This window comes from Spirosoma aerophilum (genome assembly GCF_054782495.1).
The window spans coordinates 119,411-138,624 of sequence record NZ_BAAGSJ010000004.1 but is presented as its reverse complement, the minus strand read 5'-3'; the positions used below and the strand labels follow the sequence as shown (position 1 = coordinate 138,624).

Annotated in this window: 18 protein-coding genes; 9 read left to right on the top strand and 9 right to left on the bottom strand. The window is 52.9% G+C overall.

The genetic code is table 11. From position 1 onward, the window contains the following. Positions 1-92 precede the first annotated feature (92 nt). The 3 genes from ACYVK4_RS02520 to ACYVK4_RS02510 form a co-directional block, all read right to left on the bottom strand. Positions 93-770 (bottom strand): ABC transporter ATP-binding protein, encoded by a 678-nt coding sequence (locus ACYVK4_RS02520; RefSeq protein WP_012929072.1) that lies wholly within the window; start codon positions 768-770, stop codon positions 93-95. A 125-nt stretch (positions 771-895) separates the two neighbouring features. Further along, entirely contained in the window at positions 896-2,143 is a 1,248-nt protein-coding gene (locus ACYVK4_RS02515; protein ID WP_461125912.1) for an efflux RND transporter periplasmic adaptor subunit, read from the bottom strand. A gap of 231 nt (positions 2,144-2,374) precedes the next feature. Next, a complete protein-coding gene (locus ACYVK4_RS02510) occupies positions 2,375-4,111 on the bottom strand; it encodes an ArnT family glycosyltransferase (protein WP_461125911.1) in 1,737 nt (578 codons plus the stop codon). 231 nt (positions 4,112-4,342) lie between these two features. Here ACYVK4_RS02510 and ACYVK4_RS02505 point away from each other — a divergent pair, with 231 nt between their 5' ends. Then, positions 4,343-5,713, top strand: coding sequence for a sigma-54-dependent transcriptional regulator (locus ACYVK4_RS02505; RefSeq protein ID WP_461125910.1), 1,371 nt, complete (start codon positions 4,343-4,345; stop codon positions 5,711-5,713). 10 nt (positions 5,714-5,723) lie between these two features. Here ACYVK4_RS02505 and ACYVK4_RS02500 read toward each other — a convergent pair whose 3' ends face one another. Together ACYVK4_RS02500 and ACYVK4_RS02495 are read right to left on the bottom strand one after the other, a co-directional pair. Then, complete coding sequence (locus tag ACYVK4_RS02500) at positions 5,724-6,194, bottom strand: hypothetical protein (protein ID WP_461125909.1); 471 nt, start codon at positions 6,192-6,194, stop codon at positions 5,724-5,726. A gap of 42 nt (positions 6,195-6,236) precedes the next feature. Next, entirely contained in the window at positions 6,237-6,977 is a 741-nt protein-coding gene (locus tag ACYVK4_RS02495; RefSeq protein WP_461125908.1) for a lysophospholipid acyltransferase family protein, read from the bottom strand. Between the two features lie 191 nt (positions 6,978-7,168). Between ACYVK4_RS02495 and ACYVK4_RS02490 the strand changes: the two genes are divergently transcribed. From ACYVK4_RS02490 to ACYVK4_RS02475, 4 genes are all read left to right on the top strand, one after another. Continuing rightward, the gene (locus ACYVK4_RS02490) at positions 7,169-8,116 is read left to right on the top strand and encodes an acyl-ACP desaturase (protein WP_461125907.1); all 948 of its coding nucleotides are present in this window, start codon (positions 7,169-7,171) and stop codon (positions 8,114-8,116) included. 1 nt (position 8,117) lies between these two features. Continuing rightward, on the top strand, positions 8,118-9,485 hold the full coding sequence (locus tag ACYVK4_RS02485) for a sensor histidine kinase (RefSeq protein ID WP_461125906.1): 1,368 nt from the start codon (positions 8,118-8,120) through the stop codon (positions 9,483-9,485). A 12-nt stretch (positions 9,486-9,497) separates the two neighbouring features. Beyond that, positions 9,498-11,021 (top strand): neutral/alkaline non-lysosomal ceramidase N-terminal domain-containing protein, encoded by a 1,524-nt coding sequence (locus ACYVK4_RS02480; RefSeq protein ID WP_461125905.1) that lies wholly within the window; start codon positions 9,498-9,500, stop codon positions 11,019-11,021. Between the two features lie 85 nt (positions 11,022-11,106). Continuing rightward, the gene (locus tag ACYVK4_RS02475) at positions 11,107-11,670 is read left to right on the top strand and encodes a Uma2 family endonuclease (RefSeq protein WP_461125904.1); all 564 of its coding nucleotides are present in this window, start codon (positions 11,107-11,109) and stop codon (positions 11,668-11,670) included. 307 nt (positions 11,671-11,977) lie between these two features. Here ACYVK4_RS02475 and ACYVK4_RS02470 read toward each other — a convergent pair whose 3' ends face one another. The 4 genes from ACYVK4_RS02470 to ACYVK4_RS02455 form a co-directional block, all read right to left on the bottom strand. Next, complete coding sequence (locus ACYVK4_RS02470) at positions 11,978-12,430, bottom strand: pPIWI_RE_Z domain-containing protein (protein WP_461125903.1); 453 nt, start codon at positions 12,428-12,430, stop codon at positions 11,978-11,980. A gap of 216 nt (positions 12,431-12,646) precedes the next feature. Beyond that, positions 12,647-12,895, bottom strand: coding sequence for a hypothetical protein (locus tag ACYVK4_RS02465; protein ID WP_461125902.1), 249 nt, complete (start codon positions 12,893-12,895; stop codon positions 12,647-12,649). A 1-nt stretch (position 12,896) separates the two neighbouring features. Beyond that, positions 12,897-13,700, bottom strand: coding sequence for a hypothetical protein (locus ACYVK4_RS02460; RefSeq protein WP_461125901.1), 804 nt, complete (start codon positions 13,698-13,700; stop codon positions 12,897-12,899). Positions 13,701-13,737: 37 nt separating this feature from the next. After that, entirely contained in the window at positions 13,738-14,133 is a 396-nt protein-coding gene (locus ACYVK4_RS02455) for a pPIWI_RE_Z domain-containing protein (protein WP_461125900.1), read from the bottom strand. Positions 14,134-14,338: 205 nt separating this feature from the next. Here ACYVK4_RS02455 and ACYVK4_RS02450 point away from each other — a divergent pair, with 205 nt between their 5' ends. The 4 genes from ACYVK4_RS02450 (at position 14,339) to ACYVK4_RS02435 (ending at position 19,161) form a co-directional block, all read left to right on the top strand. Then, a complete protein-coding gene (locus ACYVK4_RS02450) occupies positions 14,339-15,418 on the top strand; it encodes a helix-turn-helix transcriptional regulator (protein ID WP_461125899.1) in 1,080 nt (359 codons plus the stop codon). A 125-nt stretch (positions 15,419-15,543) separates the two neighbouring features. Further along, on the top strand, positions 15,544-16,065 hold the full coding sequence (locus tag ACYVK4_RS02445; RefSeq protein WP_461125898.1) for a DUF1905 domain-containing protein: 522 nt from the start codon (positions 15,544-15,546) through the stop codon (positions 16,063-16,065). 175 nt (positions 16,066-16,240) lie between these two features. After that, positions 16,241-16,963 (top strand): SDR family oxidoreductase, encoded by a 723-nt coding sequence (locus ACYVK4_RS02440; RefSeq protein WP_461125897.1) that lies wholly within the window; start codon positions 16,241-16,243, stop codon positions 16,961-16,963. Between the two features lie 176 nt (positions 16,964-17,139). After that, entirely contained in the window at positions 17,140-19,161 is a 2,022-nt protein-coding gene (locus tag ACYVK4_RS02435) for a hypothetical protein (RefSeq protein ID WP_461125896.1), read from the top strand. Positions 19,162-19,214 lie beyond the last annotated feature (53 nt).

Sequence of the window (19,214 nt, the reverse complement as noted above, 5' to 3'; positions counted from 1 at the left end):
GGGAGGATGGAGGAAAGGGACGAAGAGGAAAGTTTAAGATGAGGGAAATCCTTTCCTCCATCCTCTCTCTCTTCCCTTTTCTCCTTTACTATTTAGACGTGGAAGTTCTCTGTGACCACTTTTCCATCGAACAAATTCACGATGCGATGCGCGAAACCGGCGTCGTAGGGTGAGTGGGTTACCATGATGATCGTAGTGCCTTCGTCGTTCAATTCACCCAGAAGCTTCATGACTTCCTCGCCGTTTTTGGAGTCGAGGTTACCCGTCGGTTCATCGGCCAGAATCAGCTTGGGTTTGGCAACAACCGCCCGAGCTATGGCCGTCCGTTGTTGCTGACCACCCGATAGTTGCTGCGGGAAGTGATTGCGCCGGTGCATGATGCTCATCCGCTCCAGGGCTTCTTCCACGCGCTTCTTCCGCTCGTCGGGGGGCGTTTTCAGGTACAGCAGGGGCAGCTCGACGTTTTCATACACAGTTAGTTCGTCGATCAGGTTAAAGCTCTGGAACACGAAGCCGATAGAGCCTTTGCGGAGCTGTGCCCGTTGCCGTTCGGTCATTTTGGCGACCTCTGTGCCGTAGAAGTTGTACTCGCCCTCGCTGGGGTTATCCAGCAGTCCCAGAATGTTGAGGAGCGTGGACTTGCCGCAGCCCGACGGCCCCATGATGGCAACGAACTCGCCGTCTTTGACATCCATATTGATGCCATTGAGGGCGGTGGTTTCTACTTCCTCGGTCGAGAAGAGTTTCTGAAGGTTAATTGTCTGGATCATAGTGAAAAGGTTGTCTGAACCGGGATTTAGGTGATTTTTATGATTAACATGATTTGCCTTCAGCGAAAGCCAACTTTTGAAATCAGAGTAATCATAAAAATCACCTAAATCCCGGTTCAGATATTTTAAAATTCCAATACTTCATTATCACCGAAATTCTCGTAGCTGCTCGTGATCACCTGCTCGCCGGGCTGGAGGCCGTCCAGCACTTCGTAGAACTCGGGGTTTTTGCGGCCCAGGGTAATCTGCCGTTTTACCGCCCGCTTACCCGACTTGTCGACTACGTACACCCAGTTGCCGCCCGTGTCGGAGAAGAAGCCGCCGACGGGAATGAGCGTGGCTTTGGCCGCTTTGCCCAACTCCAGCTGAATCGGCGACGACTGCCCGCGCTTGATGCCTTCCGGTGCCCCTTTCGGGAAGATCATGTCGACTTCGAACCGGCCGCTTTTTACTTCGGGATATACCCGGTTTATGGATAGTTCGTGCATTTTTCCGTTGAACTCAAACGATCCTTTCAGTCCGGCGAATACCCGACTGATGTAATGTTCATCGACCCCAACCCGCATTTTGAACCCGTTCAGGTCGTCAATCTGCCCGATGTTCTGTCCCCGGTTGATGTTCGAGCCCACTTCCACGTCGATGCTGGACAGCTGCCCCGACACAGGCGCTTTTACTACCAGGTTATCGAGCGTCTGCTGCCAAAGAGCCACATTTTTCTGCGTCCGTTGTAAGGTGCCTTCCAATTGTTTGATCTGGAACTTCGCATTATCTTCCTGGTATTTCTGCGTTTCGATCTCAATGGTACGCTGGGCGGCCAGTCGTTCGTAGGCCCGTTTGGCTTTCAGATAATCCTCTTCTGACACCACTTTATCTTTATACAGTTTGGCCTGCCGGTCGAAAGAATCTTTCGCCTGATCGATTTGCGCATCCAGATCAGCCAGTGTTTTTCGGAGGGTGAACCGTTCAACCTGTAAGCGTTGACGGGTATTTTGTAAGTCGTTGACCAGTCGGTTGGCTTCGGTTTCAGATTGCAGAAAGCTCAGTTTCAGGCTTTGGTTTTCCAGTTTCAGCAGCACATCGCCCTGCTTTACGGTGCTGCCGCCTTCGACTAGCTTCTGGGTAACGTATCCGCCTTCAATGGCATCGAGCCGAATGGTTTTTAGCGGTTGCACCACGCCCGTTACGGCGATGAAATCTTCAAAGGGGCCTGTAGAAACAGGTGAAATGGTTATTTTGTCTTTCTCGACATTTAGTTTCGACCGGCGATCGGCAAAGAAAAGTGTGTAAGCCAGTAAGCCGATGACCAGCGTTCCGCCCCCAAAAAGAGCCAGGCGCTGGGTTGTCCAAAATCGTTTAGGTAGTACGCGATCCATTACTGTAAAGAGCGAAAGAATGAAAGAGTGGGCTAAAATGCAGGCCCAGGCTCGAAGCTCGTTCGCTGTTATGCCAAGTGCCAATAGTCATGCCAACCAAACGCCATCTCTGATAATCAATCGCTTAAGCAAGTGGTCCGTTTGTGTCGTGTCCGCTTTCGGACGGAAATTGTCCGCTTTTACGGGCCTCATGAGCCTTCTAATGTCAGGCCGGGACGCCATGCCGGTCTTTCACTCCTTCACGCTTTCACTCTTTGGCCCTACTTCAGCCAGCACATAGGGCTCCAGTGTTTGCGAGCGGGTGGCGGGATTTAGAAAATCGTAGGATAACTGACTGACGTGGTAATACGGAAACACGGCCAGATGTTTGACCTGAAACCCGCGCGCTTCCAGCGAGTCGGCATCCGCACCGCTGGTGAATACCTGCCGGGAACCTGACTGTAGCTGAACCTTGAGGGCCGAATCGGAGCGGGCGTAAAGGGTAGGGGAGCGTGCATAAAATTCGTACGACCAGAAACTGCCGCCACCCACGCCGGTGCCGGGTTCATACAGGATCGTTTGGCTTTTAGAAAGTTTCGGGTCACCATTGACGTATTGTGCCGTTGCCATACCCGCCTGATAGCGCAGAAACGTTGGGTACAAAAACAGGTTCAGCGTTCCGGCCAGCACCAGCATAGCGCCAGTCATACGTCCCGCCAGGGATAGAAGTGTGTTTTGCCGGAAGAGTGTAAAAGTCGCCAGGGTTATGACGATGACCAGAACCACCGCGCCAACCACATTTTCGGGCTGAACGAATACCAACAGGGCAATGGACAGGCCCGCAATCAGTAACCCGATAATCGTCTGCCCAATAGTCCACCGATGGAGATTAGCGGGTGTGAGGTCAACCAGAAACTGTGCGGTCAATACGGCGAAGAACGGGAACACGATGTTCATGTAGTGGGGCAGCTGAAAGCCCGAAAACGAGAACAGCAGGAAGGTCAACACGCCCGAACCCAGCGAAACGTACTCGATGGAGCCGTTCGATTTGCTACCATCTCGACCCTTGATCAAATCCCGGATCATCTTCCCAATACCGATATAGAGCGGCAGTGACCACGGTAGAAACGCCCACAGCAACGTATGGACAAAGAAAAACTTATCCCCTTCGCCTTTGATAGGGCCGGTATTGAAGAACCGCCCAAACTGACTGTCCCAGAAAAAGAAGCGAACGCCGGAGACTCCCGTTCGTCCAAAAATAACTTTTTCGGGATGCAGATCGAACTGCTGGTAAAGGCAGTATATTTCGGGCAGGGTGAACGCAAAAGAGAGAATTACGGCCACATACCAGCGAAGTTTGAGCAACTCCCGCCATTGGCCCGTTAACAACCAGTGAACGACCAGGCCACCCCCAATGGGAATGAGCACAAAAACACCCTTGGTCATCAGGGCGCAACCCGTCAGAAAAGAGCCGATAACGAGGTGAAGCCAGTCCTCTCCATCATTCCTGTCTTTCAGAAATACCCGGTAAAAATGGTAGACCGGGCCAATGATCAGTGGCATCAGGTACGGCTCAGCCCGTACATCGCTATTGGAGAGTACGCCGTGGAAAGCCGTCAGGAGAACCAGTGCGGCTACCTGGGCAACAACTTTAGAATATGATAGCCGGGTAAATTTATAAGTGTATATCACACTGCCCAGAAAAAACAGCAGGGCCGGAAGTTTGTAGCCAACTGTATTGACGCCAAAGATTTTATAACTCAGCGCAATGACCCAGAATGGGAAGTGGGGTTTGTCGAGCCAGTCGCTGCCGACGGCATACAGGTTCACAAAATCGTTGGTCTGAGCCATCTGCTTCGCGATGCAGGCATAAAGCGCCCCATCGAGTTCCATAATAGGTGGAAACAAACCGGTAGCGTTCAGCAGAACACCCAGGGCGACAAGGGCGTAAAACCAGCGGTCGTCAAGAGAAGAGGAATTCGTAGTCATTCGTAATACGTGGTAGTCGATGGGACGGGCAGGGGTGCTTTTTGATGGCCATTCCGGCTTCGACAACAACCCATATTACTGAATCACCATCCGATGATACATAATGACCATCAATGCGAATTAATGACCGCTCAACGACTTTTAAGAGGTCAAAGTACGTAAGAAAACCGTAATTCGTTGTTGAATCGATACCAGCGTGCAACAATTCGATTCGACTTTTATCTTTGGTCTATGCAAGATGCTAAACTCTTACTCGTCGACGATGATCCCGACGTATTACTGGCGGCCCGGCTGTTGCTGAAACGGCATGTGGGCGCAGTAGACATCGAGAAAAATCCTGAAAAACTACCTTTTCTCCTCAACAATAACCGCTACGATGCCATTGTGCTCGACATGAACTTCCAGCGTGATGTGAGCAGTGGCCGGGAGGGGTTTGCGTGGCTCGACCGTATTCTGGACATCGACCCCAAAGCGCGGGTGGTGCTGTTTACGGCTTATGGCGATGTGGAAATGGCGGTTCGGGCTATCAAAGCCGGTGCCGTTGATTTTGTGCTGAAACCCTGGCAAAACGATAAGTTTCTGGACACGATTCGTGGTGCTGTTAACGGGAAAAAAGAAGAAATGGACGAGCTGGAAGATGCTCAGAAAACTACGCGTAAAAAAGGGACCTCGGGCAGCACGAACATCATTGGAAGCGCGATGCGCCCAATTTTAGATACCGTCGAACAGGTTGCCCCAACCGATGCTAACGTGCTCATTCTGGGCGAGAATGGAACTGGTAAAGATTTGATTGCGCGGGCTATTCACGACAACTCCCACCGGAAGGAGAAGCCCTTTGTCAGCGTCGATGTAGGTGCCCTGACCGAAAGCTTATTCGAAAGTGAGTTGTTCGGTCACGTAAAAGGAGCCTTCACCGATGCCCGCGACGACCGCGCCGGGCGATTCGAAGAAGCTAACGGCGGCACTATTTTCCTGGATGAAATTGGTAATCTCACCCCGTCGCAGCAAGCCCGTTTATTAACAGTGTTGCAACAGCGACAGGTAACCCGCGTGGGCTCAAACAAAGCCCGTGCCGTCGACGTACGGCTCATCTGCGCCACCAATGCCGATCTGAATGAACGGGTGGCCGAGCGGGCTTTTAGGCAGGATCTGCTCTATCGGATCAATACCATCGAACTCAACCTGCCGCCCCTGCGCGAGCGCCCTTCCGACATTGGACCGCTGGCCGAATTTTTCCTGAAGAAGTACGCGAAACAGTATAATCGGTCGGTAACGGGGCTAAGTCCGGCGTTGCTGGCGGAAATGAAGCAGTACCGCTGGCCTGGTAATGTGCGGGAGCTACAGCATGCGGTGGAGCGGGCGGTTATTCTTGCCCGGCCGGAACTGACATCAGGTACGCTGCTGGAGCCGGGAAATTTTGTCTTTCGGAAAGATGGTAATGTGGCATCGCCTGTCAACGAAACCCTGCAACTGGAGGATATGGAACGACAACTGATTCAGCAGGCCATGCAAAAGCACCGGGGCAGCATCACCGACGTGGCCCGGGAATTGGGCGTATCGCGGCAGGCGTTATATCGTCGACTGGAGAAGTTTGGGTTATAAGGGATACTGCCTATTTCAGACGGTCAAGTAGGAGTCTTAAAATTTGTTCTTGCGTTTGTGTGAACTGTGTAAATTTTAGATTTACTTCTTGAAACCCATTTCTCATTTCCTGCCGTAGCTCAGCTTGGTCGCTGGTTAGTTGGTCCAACCGGCTGTCTACTTGCTCAAATCGGTTGTCAACGCTATTAAACCGGCTGTCTACTTGGCCAAATCGGTCGTTCATCCCCGTTTTTAACTGATCGATTTGTGTTTGTTGCTGACCAAATTGCTGACGCATTTCGATGGTTAAATCGATAATGCCTTTGGCCGCGATTTTAGCGTTAATGTCAGCACGAGTCGCTACTTCAAGAATCTGTCCGTTCGATTCAATGAGACGGTCAGTTTTTTGAGCTACATCAGCCAGGATAGGTTCAACCTGATCGAGTCGTTTGTCGGGTGTCATAGAAGCAGAAATATTCCTGTAAATATATTTATTTTTCATTATCAGTTACAATCTGCTTTTGAATTAAGATAGAAAGAGTCTTCACATAGCTTGACGAAGATTGACCTCAATCGCTTCCTGTGCCTGCTTTACTACCTCGTCGGCGGTGCGGCCAGTGGGCTCGATACCGGGCAATGCAGTCCACGACATTTTTGAAAATGACCGTAATGGAAACAGACCTTTCGGGTTAAAGTGCCCCGTTCCGCGAATGACAATAGGAACCACCAGCGCCGACGGGGCCCGCTTGATCAACGTCGCCACGCCACCCGTTACAAAGGGGCGCATCTGACCCGATGCTGACCGGGTGCCTTCCGGAAAGATCACTGCGGAGAGGTTTTGTTGTTGGATAAGCTTTCCCAGGCGGGCAATTTCCACAATAGCCTGTTTGGGGTCTTTCCGGTCGATAAGGGCAGCGCCACTTTTACGCAGGTTGTACGAAACGCCCGGAATGCCGTGCGCTATCTCAATTTTAGAGACAAACGTGGGAGTATGTCGACGCAGAAACCAGATAATGGGCGAAATATCGAACATGCTCTGGTGATTGGCTACGAAAATAATGGGCCGGTCGGTGGGGAGGTCGGCAATTTGTTTAAAGCGGATCGTGCTGCCCGTTAAGTACCAGCCATACGCAATGAAGGCGTTCATCCAGTCGACCGTTTTTTTGTGCGCCGGGCGACCGAACAGGTTGAAGGCAGTTGCCTGCATGACATGGAAGATACACAACACCAATCCGAAATAAAGGAGGTAAACGCAACTCAGTACGTAATCTAAAACTTTTTTCATAAGGCCTACAGGCGTCAGCAAAGCAACTAGTATAGCCCAAAATTAACAACGAGTCGTTTATAGTCGGGAAGAAAAACGAAAGCGATTCAAAAACATCGGTTCTTTTCCCCGAACTTTGTCGGACACTGGGATAATTTGACCCGTTTCTTTGTTATTGATACATGATACTATCTGGCACACGTTTGGACGTAATGCGATTCGTCGGTGAGAAAATCGATGCATCGGTAGATGAATTTCTCAAACCTATCGAGACCAATTGGCAACCCGCTGATCTGCTGCCCGATTCCACGAAAGAGTCATTTTTAGACGAAGTCAAATTACTCCGCGAAAGCACCCGCGAATTGTCATACGATTATGTAGCCGTGCTGGTTGGCGATACCATTACGGAAGAAGCCCTGCCAACGTATGAGTCGTGGCTGATGGATATGGAAGGCATCGAGCAAGGCAGCACAACCGGCTGGACGCGCTGGATTCGCAGTTGGACGGCCGAAGAAAACCGCCATGGCGACCTGCTGAACAAGTTTCTGTACCTATCGGGCCGGGTCAATATGCGGGCTATGGAAGTGTCGACCCAATACCTCATTTCTGATGGTTTCGATATTGGTACGGGTAAAGATCCCTATCGCAACTTCGTCTACACTTCGTTTCAGGAACTGGCCACCAACGTATCGCACCGCCGGACGGCCACGCTGGCGAAACAGGCGGGCTGTAACCAACTGTCGAAAATATGTGGAGTGATCGCGTCCGACGAGATGCGCCATGCCAAAGCTTATAAAGATTTTGTCCGTCAGATTTTCGAAGTCGACCCGTCCGAAATGATGCTGGCGTTTGAGGATATGATGCGCAAGAAGATCGTCATGCCCGCTCATTTCCTGCGCGAAAGTGGCGTGAAAATTGGCCAGACGTTCAGCCATTTCTCCGATGCTGCCCAGCGTTTGGGGGTTTATACTACCTACGATTACATCGAAATCGCCGAAGCCCTGCTGGTCGACTGGCAAATAGATACCATCACCGACCTCAACGATGCCGGTCAGCGTGCCCGTGATTATGTGATGGCCTTACCCGCCCGTCTGCGTCGCATTGCCGAACGGACCAAGGTACCTACGCTTGAGTACCCATTTAGCTGGATTGCTGGCTAATATGAATCGATTCGCCCTTGGTATAGGCTGGCGTATCGTCGGCATCGTTGGCCTTACCGGGGTGATCACGTATTTTTATCTGCAGCAGGCAGCCGGGATATTGCTCTTTCCGCTGGTGATTGGGCATATCGTCCTATCGCTCAACCTATACCGATACGTGACGAGCCTGAACCGCAAACTGACACGGTTTCTGGAGTCGGTGCGCTACTCCGATTTTGCCGTTGCCTTTCGCGCTGACAGCAACCTTGGCCCTTCGTTTCATGAACTGAACGACCAGTTCAACGAGGTGCTGGACGCCTTTCGGCAGGCGCGGGCCGAGAAAGAAGCCAATCTCCATTACGTCAATACTATCGTACAGCACGTGAGCGTCGGCCTGCTGACCTTCGATGCCACCGGTCAGGTCGAACTTGTCAACCAAACGGCCCTTCGTCTGCTGGGTATTTATCGGCTTCGCACCCTCAGCGACCTCCAGGCGACCCACCCCGACCTCGCCGATATGCTCCGCTCATCAACTACCTCATCGACGCCCGTGTCGTACCAGACCGGCACCGATGGCGAGCTGTCGGTTCGTTGTACGGCAGTTCGGTTGCGGGGGCGGCTGGTTACGGTAGCGTCCATGCAGAACATCCGTTCGGAGTTGCAGCAACGCGAACTCGACGCCTGGCAAAACCTGACGAAGGTGCTGCGGCACGAGATCATGAACTCCATCACGCCGATTGTATCGCTGGCGGGCACCATGCGCGATATTGTTGAAACGGACCTGGTACCGCTTTCGTTGCCGGCGTATACGGGTCAGCAATCCCCGGCTGAATCGGCCTATGTAGCCGAGTCGGTCAACGACCTGCGCGATGCCTTGACGACGATTGAACAGCGGGGCGCGGGGATTATGCAGTTTGTGGATGCTTATCGTCATTTCACGACCATTCCGCAACCGGTTTTCGCCGATGTGTCGGTGGATCAATTGGTGCGGAACGTAGCCCACCTGGTTCAGGCCGACGCGCAAAAGCACCAGGTGGCGATCTCGGTATCCTCGCCCAATCTGGCCATCCGGGCCGATGCTGCCCAGATTGAAATGGTACTGCTGAACCTCATAAAAAATGCCGTCGAGAGCTTGGGTAAAACAGTCAATCCAACTATTCGCGTAGAAGCGGAAGCCGTGGGCCCGCATGTTGTTATCCGTGTGACCGACAACGGTGCCGGTATTGAACCCGAAGCGCTGGAGCAGATTTTCATTCCCTTCTACACAACCAAGAAAACTGGCTCGGGCATCGGGCTAAGTTTGTCGCGCCAGATCATGCAGCTCCACAACGGCCAGCTCACCGCCGAATCCGTGCCGGGCGAAGGCAGCACGTTTAGTCTGGTGTTTTGAGGGAATACTGACGTGTATCAGCCCTACTCAACCGAAACAGCTAGGGGAGAAGTGAGTAAAGCAACGGTTACCAACCAGCTCGTAGCAAGCTTTGCCTATCAGGTGTATCTTTACGTTACGCTACTACTGGCGCCCCTGTTTCTAACCTTCCCGACCAAGCACATGAAAAAACGGCTATTAGTTAAAATAAGCCTGTTGCTTATGGCCCTTACCAACGCTGTAAACGTGGTTGTGGCCCAATCGACTCCACCAGCGTCGCTCTCGGTAGGGGCAGCCAGGGTGGACATAACCCCTGCCCTGAACGAACTCAAAAAGCCGTATTTCGGTATCAACGACAACATATACTCCCGGGCGGTTGTCGTCAACAATGGCACGACAACCGTAGCCCTCGTTTCGGTCGATATTGGGGGCATCAACGACGAAATGGCGGATCGTATCCTCGCTAAAATTACGGCCACGGCGGGCATCCCTACCCGAAACATCCTACTGACTGCCACCCATACGCATAGTGTGCCGTTTGGTATCAGTGGCGACGCCTTTGAGTCTAAAATTGCGAGTGCCGTTAAGCAGGCGAAAGACAAGCTACAGCCCGCTCGGGTCGGCTACGGTGAAGGGGTATCGTACATCAATGTGAACCGCAATATCATCGACCCCGAAACCCGCCGGTGGTGGGAAGGCCCGAACTACGATGGCCCATCCGACAAAACGGTAGCCGTAGTCACGTTCGAAGCGCTGGACGGCAAACCCATTGCCGTCTATTACAACTATGCTATGCATGGAGTTATTTCCGGTATGTTCGATCAGATTAGCGGGGATGTTCCCGGAGCCACTTCCCGGTATCTGGAAAACAACTTCGACCATGAAGCCGTGGTGCTCTGGTCGACCGGCGCTTGTGGCGATCAGAACCCCATCTACTACCAGCAAACCTACGATTTGCGCGAGATTCGCGTTAAGGAGTATGCCAAACGGGGCATCGACATCAGTAATAAAATGCCTCCCGGTGGCGAAGGGCTGGACCGGAAAGACCCGAAAGTGATCAAGTTAATGGAGCAGCAAAAGCAGATGCTGCTGTCGATGGGACAACTGCTGGGTGAGGAGGTGTTACACGTGATGCGGGGCACCAAACGGAAGGTGAGCAACCCAATTATTCAGGCCGATCAACGCATCATCACTTGCCCCGGACGCAAGCGGCTCGACGAGGGCCGGGCGGGTTACGCCGGCACGTATGCCGATGCCGACTCGATTCCCCTCCGGCTTGGATTCATCCGCTTGGGCGATATTGCCCTGACGGCTGTCAACGGCGAAGTGTTCAACCCCATTTCGACCCGGCTGAAAAAAGAATCGCCCTTTGCTAACACCCTGATGACTACCCTGACCAACGGCTACGCCCGCTCGGGGTACATTCCCCACGATGCTGCGTTTGGCACCTACACCTTCGAAGTCGTTTCGTCGAGGCTCAAACCGGGTTTTGCCGAAAATGCGATCGTCAACGGCCTGCTCGACATGATGTATGCCAGCCTTCAGCTAAAGCCGTGATGAGGTAGTGGGTAGCGAGAGACACACTATGTGGACTTACTGCCGCCTATTTCGTAAATTTGACTAACTAAGCGAATGACCCGTTATGATCGCAACGCCAGTAATACCAGCCTTACCAACTCACCTGCAAACTGTAAGTGAGTTTGAGCAGTGGGAACGTTACTATCCGCACGAAGGTAGTTATGAGTTTGTGCGTGGGCGTATCATTCCTAAACCCGCCATGAAACAAGACGAATTATTTATTGCCAGCTTTCTCATTCGCTTATTTGTTCAAACAGAATCATTCCGCCAAGGCAATGAACTGCTGCCTGAAATGGACTCCTATGTAGACCAAAACCGGAAGCGAATACCTGATCTTACCTATATCACCACTGAACAAAAAGAGGCTATTCGCCGGGGAGAACGGGTTAATACACGTTTCGCAATCGAGCTATTATCTGACTCGGAATCGTACGATGATGTTCTGGATAAGCTACAGGACTATTTCGACGGTGGAGCGCAGTTGGTCTGGTATATTGCGCCCAAACGGCAAAAGATCTTCGCTTACACCTCCCCCGACGAGTCAAAGGCCTACAAAGGGCAAGACATCATTTCGGCGGCTCCCGTCGTGCCCGAGTTGCAGTTTGTGGTGGCGGATATGTTTGTGTGAGGTTAAATATCTACCGCAAGGCTTCAGCCGTTTTCTGAGAATAGTCGTCTAGCTTCTCTTCCTCAACGATGTTCACGCGGGGCTGATTGGCCAATAAATGAATGGCCTGTTCGTAAGGCTTGTACAGTTTTCGGTCTTTCGGACGGGCGGATAATATTTCATATCTACAAGATAAATAATCTAGGGCATTTTAATGCCACCTATACTAGCTAACCTTAAAAATCGTCTTTTTTAAGGTTAGCCACCACCCACAAAAAAAGCGGACGCCCTAACGCCCGCTAACTCTTTTTACACAATCCTCTTCTCTCTACGCCACCGCCTTGGCAAACATGCCCAGCCGTTCCCGCAGCAGGTACCCGCTGATGTCGGTGCGGAGGGTGCCTTGCGAGTTGTAGGCTTTTAGTTCGGAGGGGAGGGTGGCGTATTTGGCCAGGGCGTTGTACCAGGCGGTGCGGTCCATGTAGGGGGCCAGCAGGATACGCGCCTGGCTCAAGGCCCGGTGCTGCCGGGGCGACCAAATTGGCCGGTTCCGGTAAACGGCACCGTGACCCGTCAGCAGGTCGGGGAGGACCTGGGGTGGAGCCATCGGCACCAGCTCGGCTAGTAAATAAAGTCCCAGCTCCACATTGAGCAGTCGGTTGGCTACCATGCCGGGTAGCGCATGCCGAAAGCGCAGCCGGGTTGCCAGCGGCTCCTGCCAGTGAAGAAGACTGGCAAGGGCCGGGCGGGTAACACGGGGGGTGGAGAGAAGAGTGTTCATTGTCGTAGTAGTTGTTTACTGTTCCTGTTGTTGAATCAAATTTACTACTACAAGAACGTAACCTTTTTACGTTGTTCTCTTTTTCTCAAAAAAAGTTTAAATTATTTCCGGGCTTCACTTTAGCCCCTACTTTCACACAAAACAAAAACAGATGCAGGCAGGTACGAATGGTGCGCCTGCCTGCATCTGCCAGAAAAAGGACGATAAAGAGTTTCATCACTGCATCGAAAAGGCGGCTCTTGGAAAATGAAAGATGCGGGCCTTGCCGCTGTCGTCGATGGTCCAGTTCTCCCACAGGCTGATGACGAACAGCCACTGGGATACGTCGGCCTGGCGGGCTTCGTAGCCACGTCGGCGGAGGGCATTCTTCACGGCCAGGGTCGTCGTACTGCCTTCGGCCAGAATAAGCGAGGTGGCGGTGAACCGCACAACCAGCGGGTCTAATTTTTTGCGTTGTAATTCCATCTTACGCCTTGATTTTGACAATGTACCGAACCGTACACTGCGCCGGGTTGTACACAATGAATTCGTTTGGCTGCGAGTCTGCGCTCTGTCGCACAAACACGGAGTCGTAGGCTCTGCCTTTGTATTTGAGCACATCGGCCGTCAGTTGTACATCCTTGATCTCGTGATGAGATAGCTCAAGCTGCTGACCAACGTGTACTTCATAAATGGCAAGATAGTCTTCGCCGGGCAGCCCGCTGCTCCAGTCAGAACCCTGGCGTGATGCGTCATCTGGCGATTGGCTGAACTGATCGACAAAGTGAATGCCATACCCATCCGACTTACCCGTACCAACGGCATTGACCGGGCTCAGCGTTGGGCTTGTCTTCAGCATAGACAGCCAGTTTGCATTGCGGTTGCTGTGCCAGAGCGCAACGGTTTTGCGGTTTGTCTGCTGCCGGACATGGGTATCGAAAATGGCATCATTGATGGCATGACGAACTGTGAAGGCACTGTCGAATTTGTCGGCGTTGCTGCCCATCATGCGTTTGATGAGCGTCAGCACGTGACGATCCAGAACGGGCTCAATCGTCAGTTTCATGCTTTCTGATGGGGTCGCCGGGCCAGGATCGGTGAGCAGGTGGGTTTGCTCAGTATACCCTTGTGCCTTCTTCTCCCGGAGTTTGCGGTCCCACTGCGCGATCGGATGGGTGGCCTTGCTCCGGAATCCGCCCACCCGTCCATAATACACATCGAACGTAGCGTTGGCGTTCTCACGCATTTCGTAGTATTTGTTGTTTGCCGTTGCCATAAGGAGTGTTGTCATTGAAAAGGTGAGGAAATAGTCAGGTTCTGACAATACATCAGGCCAGCATTTTGCGTAATACACCGAGCCGATTGCGGGAAAAACCAACGGTTTTCTCGGAGAAATGGCTGTAATCGCGGCTGAGGTCGAAGGCCAGGCGGTGCGTTGGGGCGGCAGCGTAGGCATCTAATAGGGCTTCCCAGTGGAGGTTATTGGCGAAGTGAGCCAGCAACAACCGTCCTCTGTTCAGGTATTTCTTCTGTTTGGGCGACAGGCTGGGCCAGCGGGCATCGTCGGGCCGAAGCAGGGCCGGTAAGTCCGTGGGCGGAGCCGAAGGCTGTACCTGCTGAAGCAGGAACAAACCCAGTTCGAGGTCAACTAATTGCCGGGTCGAGAGCGACGGGCGGGGCGTGTAAGCCGGGGTGTTTGAGTCGGGACGCTGTGTATGAGTCATGATATAGTCTATGTAATGTCCGACTCAAAAGTATATCCCTAAAAACGTAATCTATTTACGGTCTTCTTTTTTCTTTAAAAATATTTTCGTCTACTTTGCCCATCCAAACACGGAGCACACGGAGATGTACACAGAGGGCACAAAGGTGTTTTTCTCCGTGTACTTCTGTGAACCTCCGTTTCCACTGTGTTGAAAAAATATTCCCATGCCTATAACCCGCTCCGCTTTTCAACGCTACCGGCTCATTGACGAGATCATCAGCCGGTATCCGCGCCGGTATTCCAAACAGAAGCTGTTCGAACTGTGCCAGGACAAGTGCGGCATCCGGTCCATTTCGTCGCTCGAAAAAGACATTCAGCGGATGCGCGAAGATCATGACGCGCCCATTGAATACGACAAACGGGCCAATGGGTATTACTACAGCAACCCGCAGTTTCGACTACTGAACCTGATGCTGGCTCCTGAAGACATGGAAGCCCTCGACTATGCCCGTGAGGTGCTGGCCGCTACGCAGGGGGCTACCGTGGCCGACGAACTGACCAATGCCTTACAGAAGGTGCGGCAAAGTCTGGATATTATCCATGAGGTCCGCAGCGACGACCCGGGAGGGCCCGCTGCATCGCGTCGGATTGTGTATGTCGAAGAGAAGATCCTCGGCGGCAATCGGCAGTTTGTACCAATCCTGATTCGGGCGGTGAACCAGAGTCGACAGGTGGCGTTTCGGTATTTGAAGTACGAGGAGATCGTGCAGCCAACGAACCGAAAGGTACCTCGTAAAAGTAAACCTGCCAGTGCACCGGCTGTGCCTGCCGAGCGGCCTAAGCTGCGTATCCTTCACCCGATCCTGCTGCGCGAAGTGGCCGATAGCTGGTACGTCATTGGCTATGATGCCGTGAGTGGCCGTGAAAAAACCTTCGCCCTCGACCGCATGAGCGAACTCGAACTCCTTGACGACCCCTGCGATGTCCCCCCGGCTATTCTGACCAATGTGAGTGACCTGTTCGAGCACATTTACGGTATCACCGACAGCCATGGGCCGGTCGAAGATATTGTCCTTTCGTTTTCGCCTTTGTTCGGGCAATACGTGAAAGCCAAGCCCATTCACCAGACGCAGGAAGTGCTGAGTGATACCGAAACGGAGTGTGTTGTGCGTTTGCGTTTGGCCCCTAACCGCGATCTGCTCATGCACCTGCGTAGCTACGGCGAACACTTAACAGTGCTGGAACCCGCCAGTCTGGTACAGGAAATCAAGGCATCGCTGGAAGCCACGCTAAGCCGCTATTAATTAGAACAGGTTGTTAACCACAGAGGCACAAAGGTCGCAGAGGTTTTTGTCTCGAACTCCTCTGTGACCTTTGTGCCTCTGTGGTTAGCAACCCTTTATTTGACAAATGCTTTACTCCTAAATCTATGCCTTCTTTTACGACTACCCTCCAGAAATTTGACGAAAAAGGCGAGAAAACCGGCTGGACCTACATCGATATTCCGCTCGATGTAACAGAATCGCTCAGGCCCGGCCAGAAAACATCCTTTCGCGTGAAGGGTAGCCTGGACGACTATGCCCTTGCACAGGTTGCGCTGCTGCCCATGGGAAAATCCGGCGACCGTGAGGGGGGCTTCATCATGCCTATCAACGCCACCATGCGCCGGGGTATTCGCAAAGAAGCCGGGGCCACCGTTCAAGTCACTCTGGCGGTCGATGATTCGCCTATGCCCCTCTCCGCCGATCTGCTGGCCTGCCTGGACGACGACCCGCCTGCAAAGGCTTTCTTTCAGACATTAGCCAGGGGCCATCAGGTGTATTTTAGTAACTGGATCGAGGAAGCGAAAACCATCGAAACCAAAACCAGGCGCCTAACCCAGGCCGTCATGGGGCTAAGTATGGGCCTGGGCTTCGGGCCGATGATCCGGCATTTTAAAAACAAGCCCTAAGCTTATATTCTGCTCCACAACCGCAACGTTCGGTTCGAACTGATTGACGCTGTGGTAAGTGATCCGAGCATAGCCGCAGGATATGGATTCGGGTATAAAGGTCGGCTTCTTGACAAACTTTGTGCGAAGCTTTACGACCTTTGTCAAGGTTCGCCAATGCGAATTGAAAAAATACATGAACGTAGAAAATAAAACCATCATCATTTCGGGGGCGTCGCGCGGTATTGGTCGGGCAACGGCCCTGTTACTGGCTCAGCATGGTGCCAATGTGATCGTTACTGCCCGCAGTGCCGATGACCTGAAACAACTCGAAAAAGAAGCTACCGAAGGCCACGTTCGAGGTAAAGTCGTAGCCGTTGCCGGTGACGTCGCCAGTGAATCGGACATGGCGGCTGTTGTACAAACGGCCCTCGACCAGTTCGGCCGTATCGACGTGGTGATCAACAACGCGGGTTACGGTGTTTTCAAAAACGTCGATGAAATCACGGTTGAGGAGTGGGATGCACTGATGGCTACCAACGTGAAAGGCACCTTCGTACTCACCAAAGCCGCCCTGCCCACGCTGAAAGCACAGGGTTCGGGTCATGTTATTGTGGTGGCTTCGGATGTGGCCAAGCGCACCTTTGCCGGCGGCTCGCTGTATACCGCCAGCAAATACGCGCAGGAAGCCTTTATGGGTGCGCTTCGCAAAGAAGTACGCTCCTTCGGCATTAAAGTAACGGGCGTTTACTCAGGACTGGTCGACTCCCATTTCCACGAGAAAGGGCACGGGCACGAAACCTCCAAAGGCTGGCTGCAAAGCGAAGATATGGCCGAGTCGATGCTGTTCATCGTAAGCCGCCCTGCCCATGTGGTGATCGACGAATTTATGGTGCACCCACTGGTTCAGGAGTACTAGGATTTAATCTGGCGCGGGCTGGCGCCCGTGCCTTTTGTTTGGCAAGCCGGTCCGGCGTTCCGGTTCGCTAGCGTCAGTGAATACTGACTTCATAAAAGGCACGGGTGAATGCCCGCGCCAGTATCAGTAATCTTTTCCGGCATTCTTCTTCCTGTTATAGAACAAACGAACAGGAAATGAAGGTTGCCGTACTTGTATCATTCTTTGCGCTCTTTAGTGGTCAGCTGGTCGCTCAATCGGGAAAACTGGGGCCAGCCACAAAACGGTATTTTGGTCTTCATTTCGACTTTCACGCCAATCGTGACGACTCGTCAATTGGCCAAAACCTATCGGAAAGTGGACTCGACTCCCTGCTGACGGCCGTTAAGCCCGATTTTATTCAGATTGATTGCAAAGGCCATCCGGGCGTGTCGAGCTACTCTTCCAAAGTGGCCAATGCCACTGTGGCGCCAAACATCGTTAAAGACCCGCTGGCATTTTATCGGGCCGTTACCCGCAAACATGGCGTTGGTTTATACCTTCATTATTCGGGCGTGTATGACGATGCTGCGCTGGCTAAACACCCCAACTGGGCCGCCGTGAATGCCGATGGTACCATGAACACATCGAAAGCGTCCGTCCATGGATCGTATGCCGACTCGCTCCTGATTCCCCAACTCAGCGAACTGGCCGATTATGGTGCCGATGGTGTATGGGTGGATGGTGAGTGCTGGGCTACGGTGCCGGATTATTCGCCCACCGCGCTGGCGAAGTTCAGAGCCGAAACGGGCAGTCAAACAGTGCCGCGTTCGAGTAAAGATGCCAACTACGGTGCGTTTACCGAATTTGCCCGGCAGTCTTTCATAAACTACATCGGGCATTATGTCGATGCGGTTCATCGCCACCAACCCACATTTCGGATCGCGTCGAACTGGGCCTATTCGTCCATGATGCCCGAACCCATCACCACAAATGTCGATTTCCTGTCGGGTGATCTGACGCCGGGCAACAGCGTGAATTCGGCTGCGATGGAAGGGCGGGTGATGGCCGCGCAGGGTCAGTTATACAGAAAACCCTGGGATTTGATGTCGTGGAGTTTCTGGTATGAGTTTGGTTCGGTGTCGCGGCAGGGCGATCAGAAAACGGCGGTGCATCTGATGCAGGAGGCCGCAGAAATTATTGCCCTCGGGGGTGGGTTTCAAGCCTATTACCAGCAAAGCCGGGATGCGTCACTACCCCGGCGCGAGCTGCCGGTTATGGCTGAAATAAGCCGTTTCGTGCGGGCCCGACAACCTTTTTGTGAGGGAAGTACCCCCGTGCCACAGATCGCTCTCCTGTATGCCAACGCCACGGTTCGGGGGTTCAATCAGTCCTTGTTCGGAAATGGGCAAACGCAGCGGGTTAGTGGCGTATTGACAGCCCTTTTGGACGCCCAGCTACCGGTCGAAGTGCTGTCTGAACACCACCTGCGTGGGCGGCTGAATCAATATCCGGTCATTATCGTCTCTCAACAGGATTCACTCGACCCCGCATTCCGACGTGAACTCCTCGACTATGCCCGGCAAGGGGGGAATCTGTTGCTAATGGGTGCCCAAACCACCCGGTCATTTGCTGCTGAGTTGGGCATTGCACCCAAAGACATGGTGAAGGCGAGCCCCAAATGGGTGCTGCACAACGGTATGTCCGTCGTGCTGACGGGGCCATTCCTGCCCGTACGCATTACCGCTGCTGAGACGAAACCGATCGGGCAGTTCTTGTCGTCCGAAGCGGGTAGCCCAACACCCGGAATCATTGCCACCGAAACGCCTTTTGGCAAGGGTAAGCTAACGGCTGTTTATGCTGACCTGAGCCGGGATTATGAGAAACATCAGTCCGCCAAATTACGGGATTTTATCGCATCGCTGGCCCGGCCGTTACTGGCGAATCCCGTGGCTGAGGTAAGCGGTTCACATCTGGTACACGTTGTTCTGAACCGGCAGCGCGAACGGCTCGCCGTAAACCTGATCAACACCGGGGGCCGCCACGCCGACCCGCAGGTATTTACTTACGATGAAGTGCCACCCCTGAGCAATCTCACCGTTCGGTTGCGGCTGGACAAGAAACCCAAACGGGTCACTCAACAACCCGAAAACAGGGCATTACCCATTCGATACGACAACGGAGTGGCCACCGTGACCGTACCCGAACTGGCATTGCATTCGGTATTAGTAGTGGAGTGAGGTTAATGTTACTGGCGCGGGCATTTGCCCGTGCCTTTTTATATGGTCAGTTT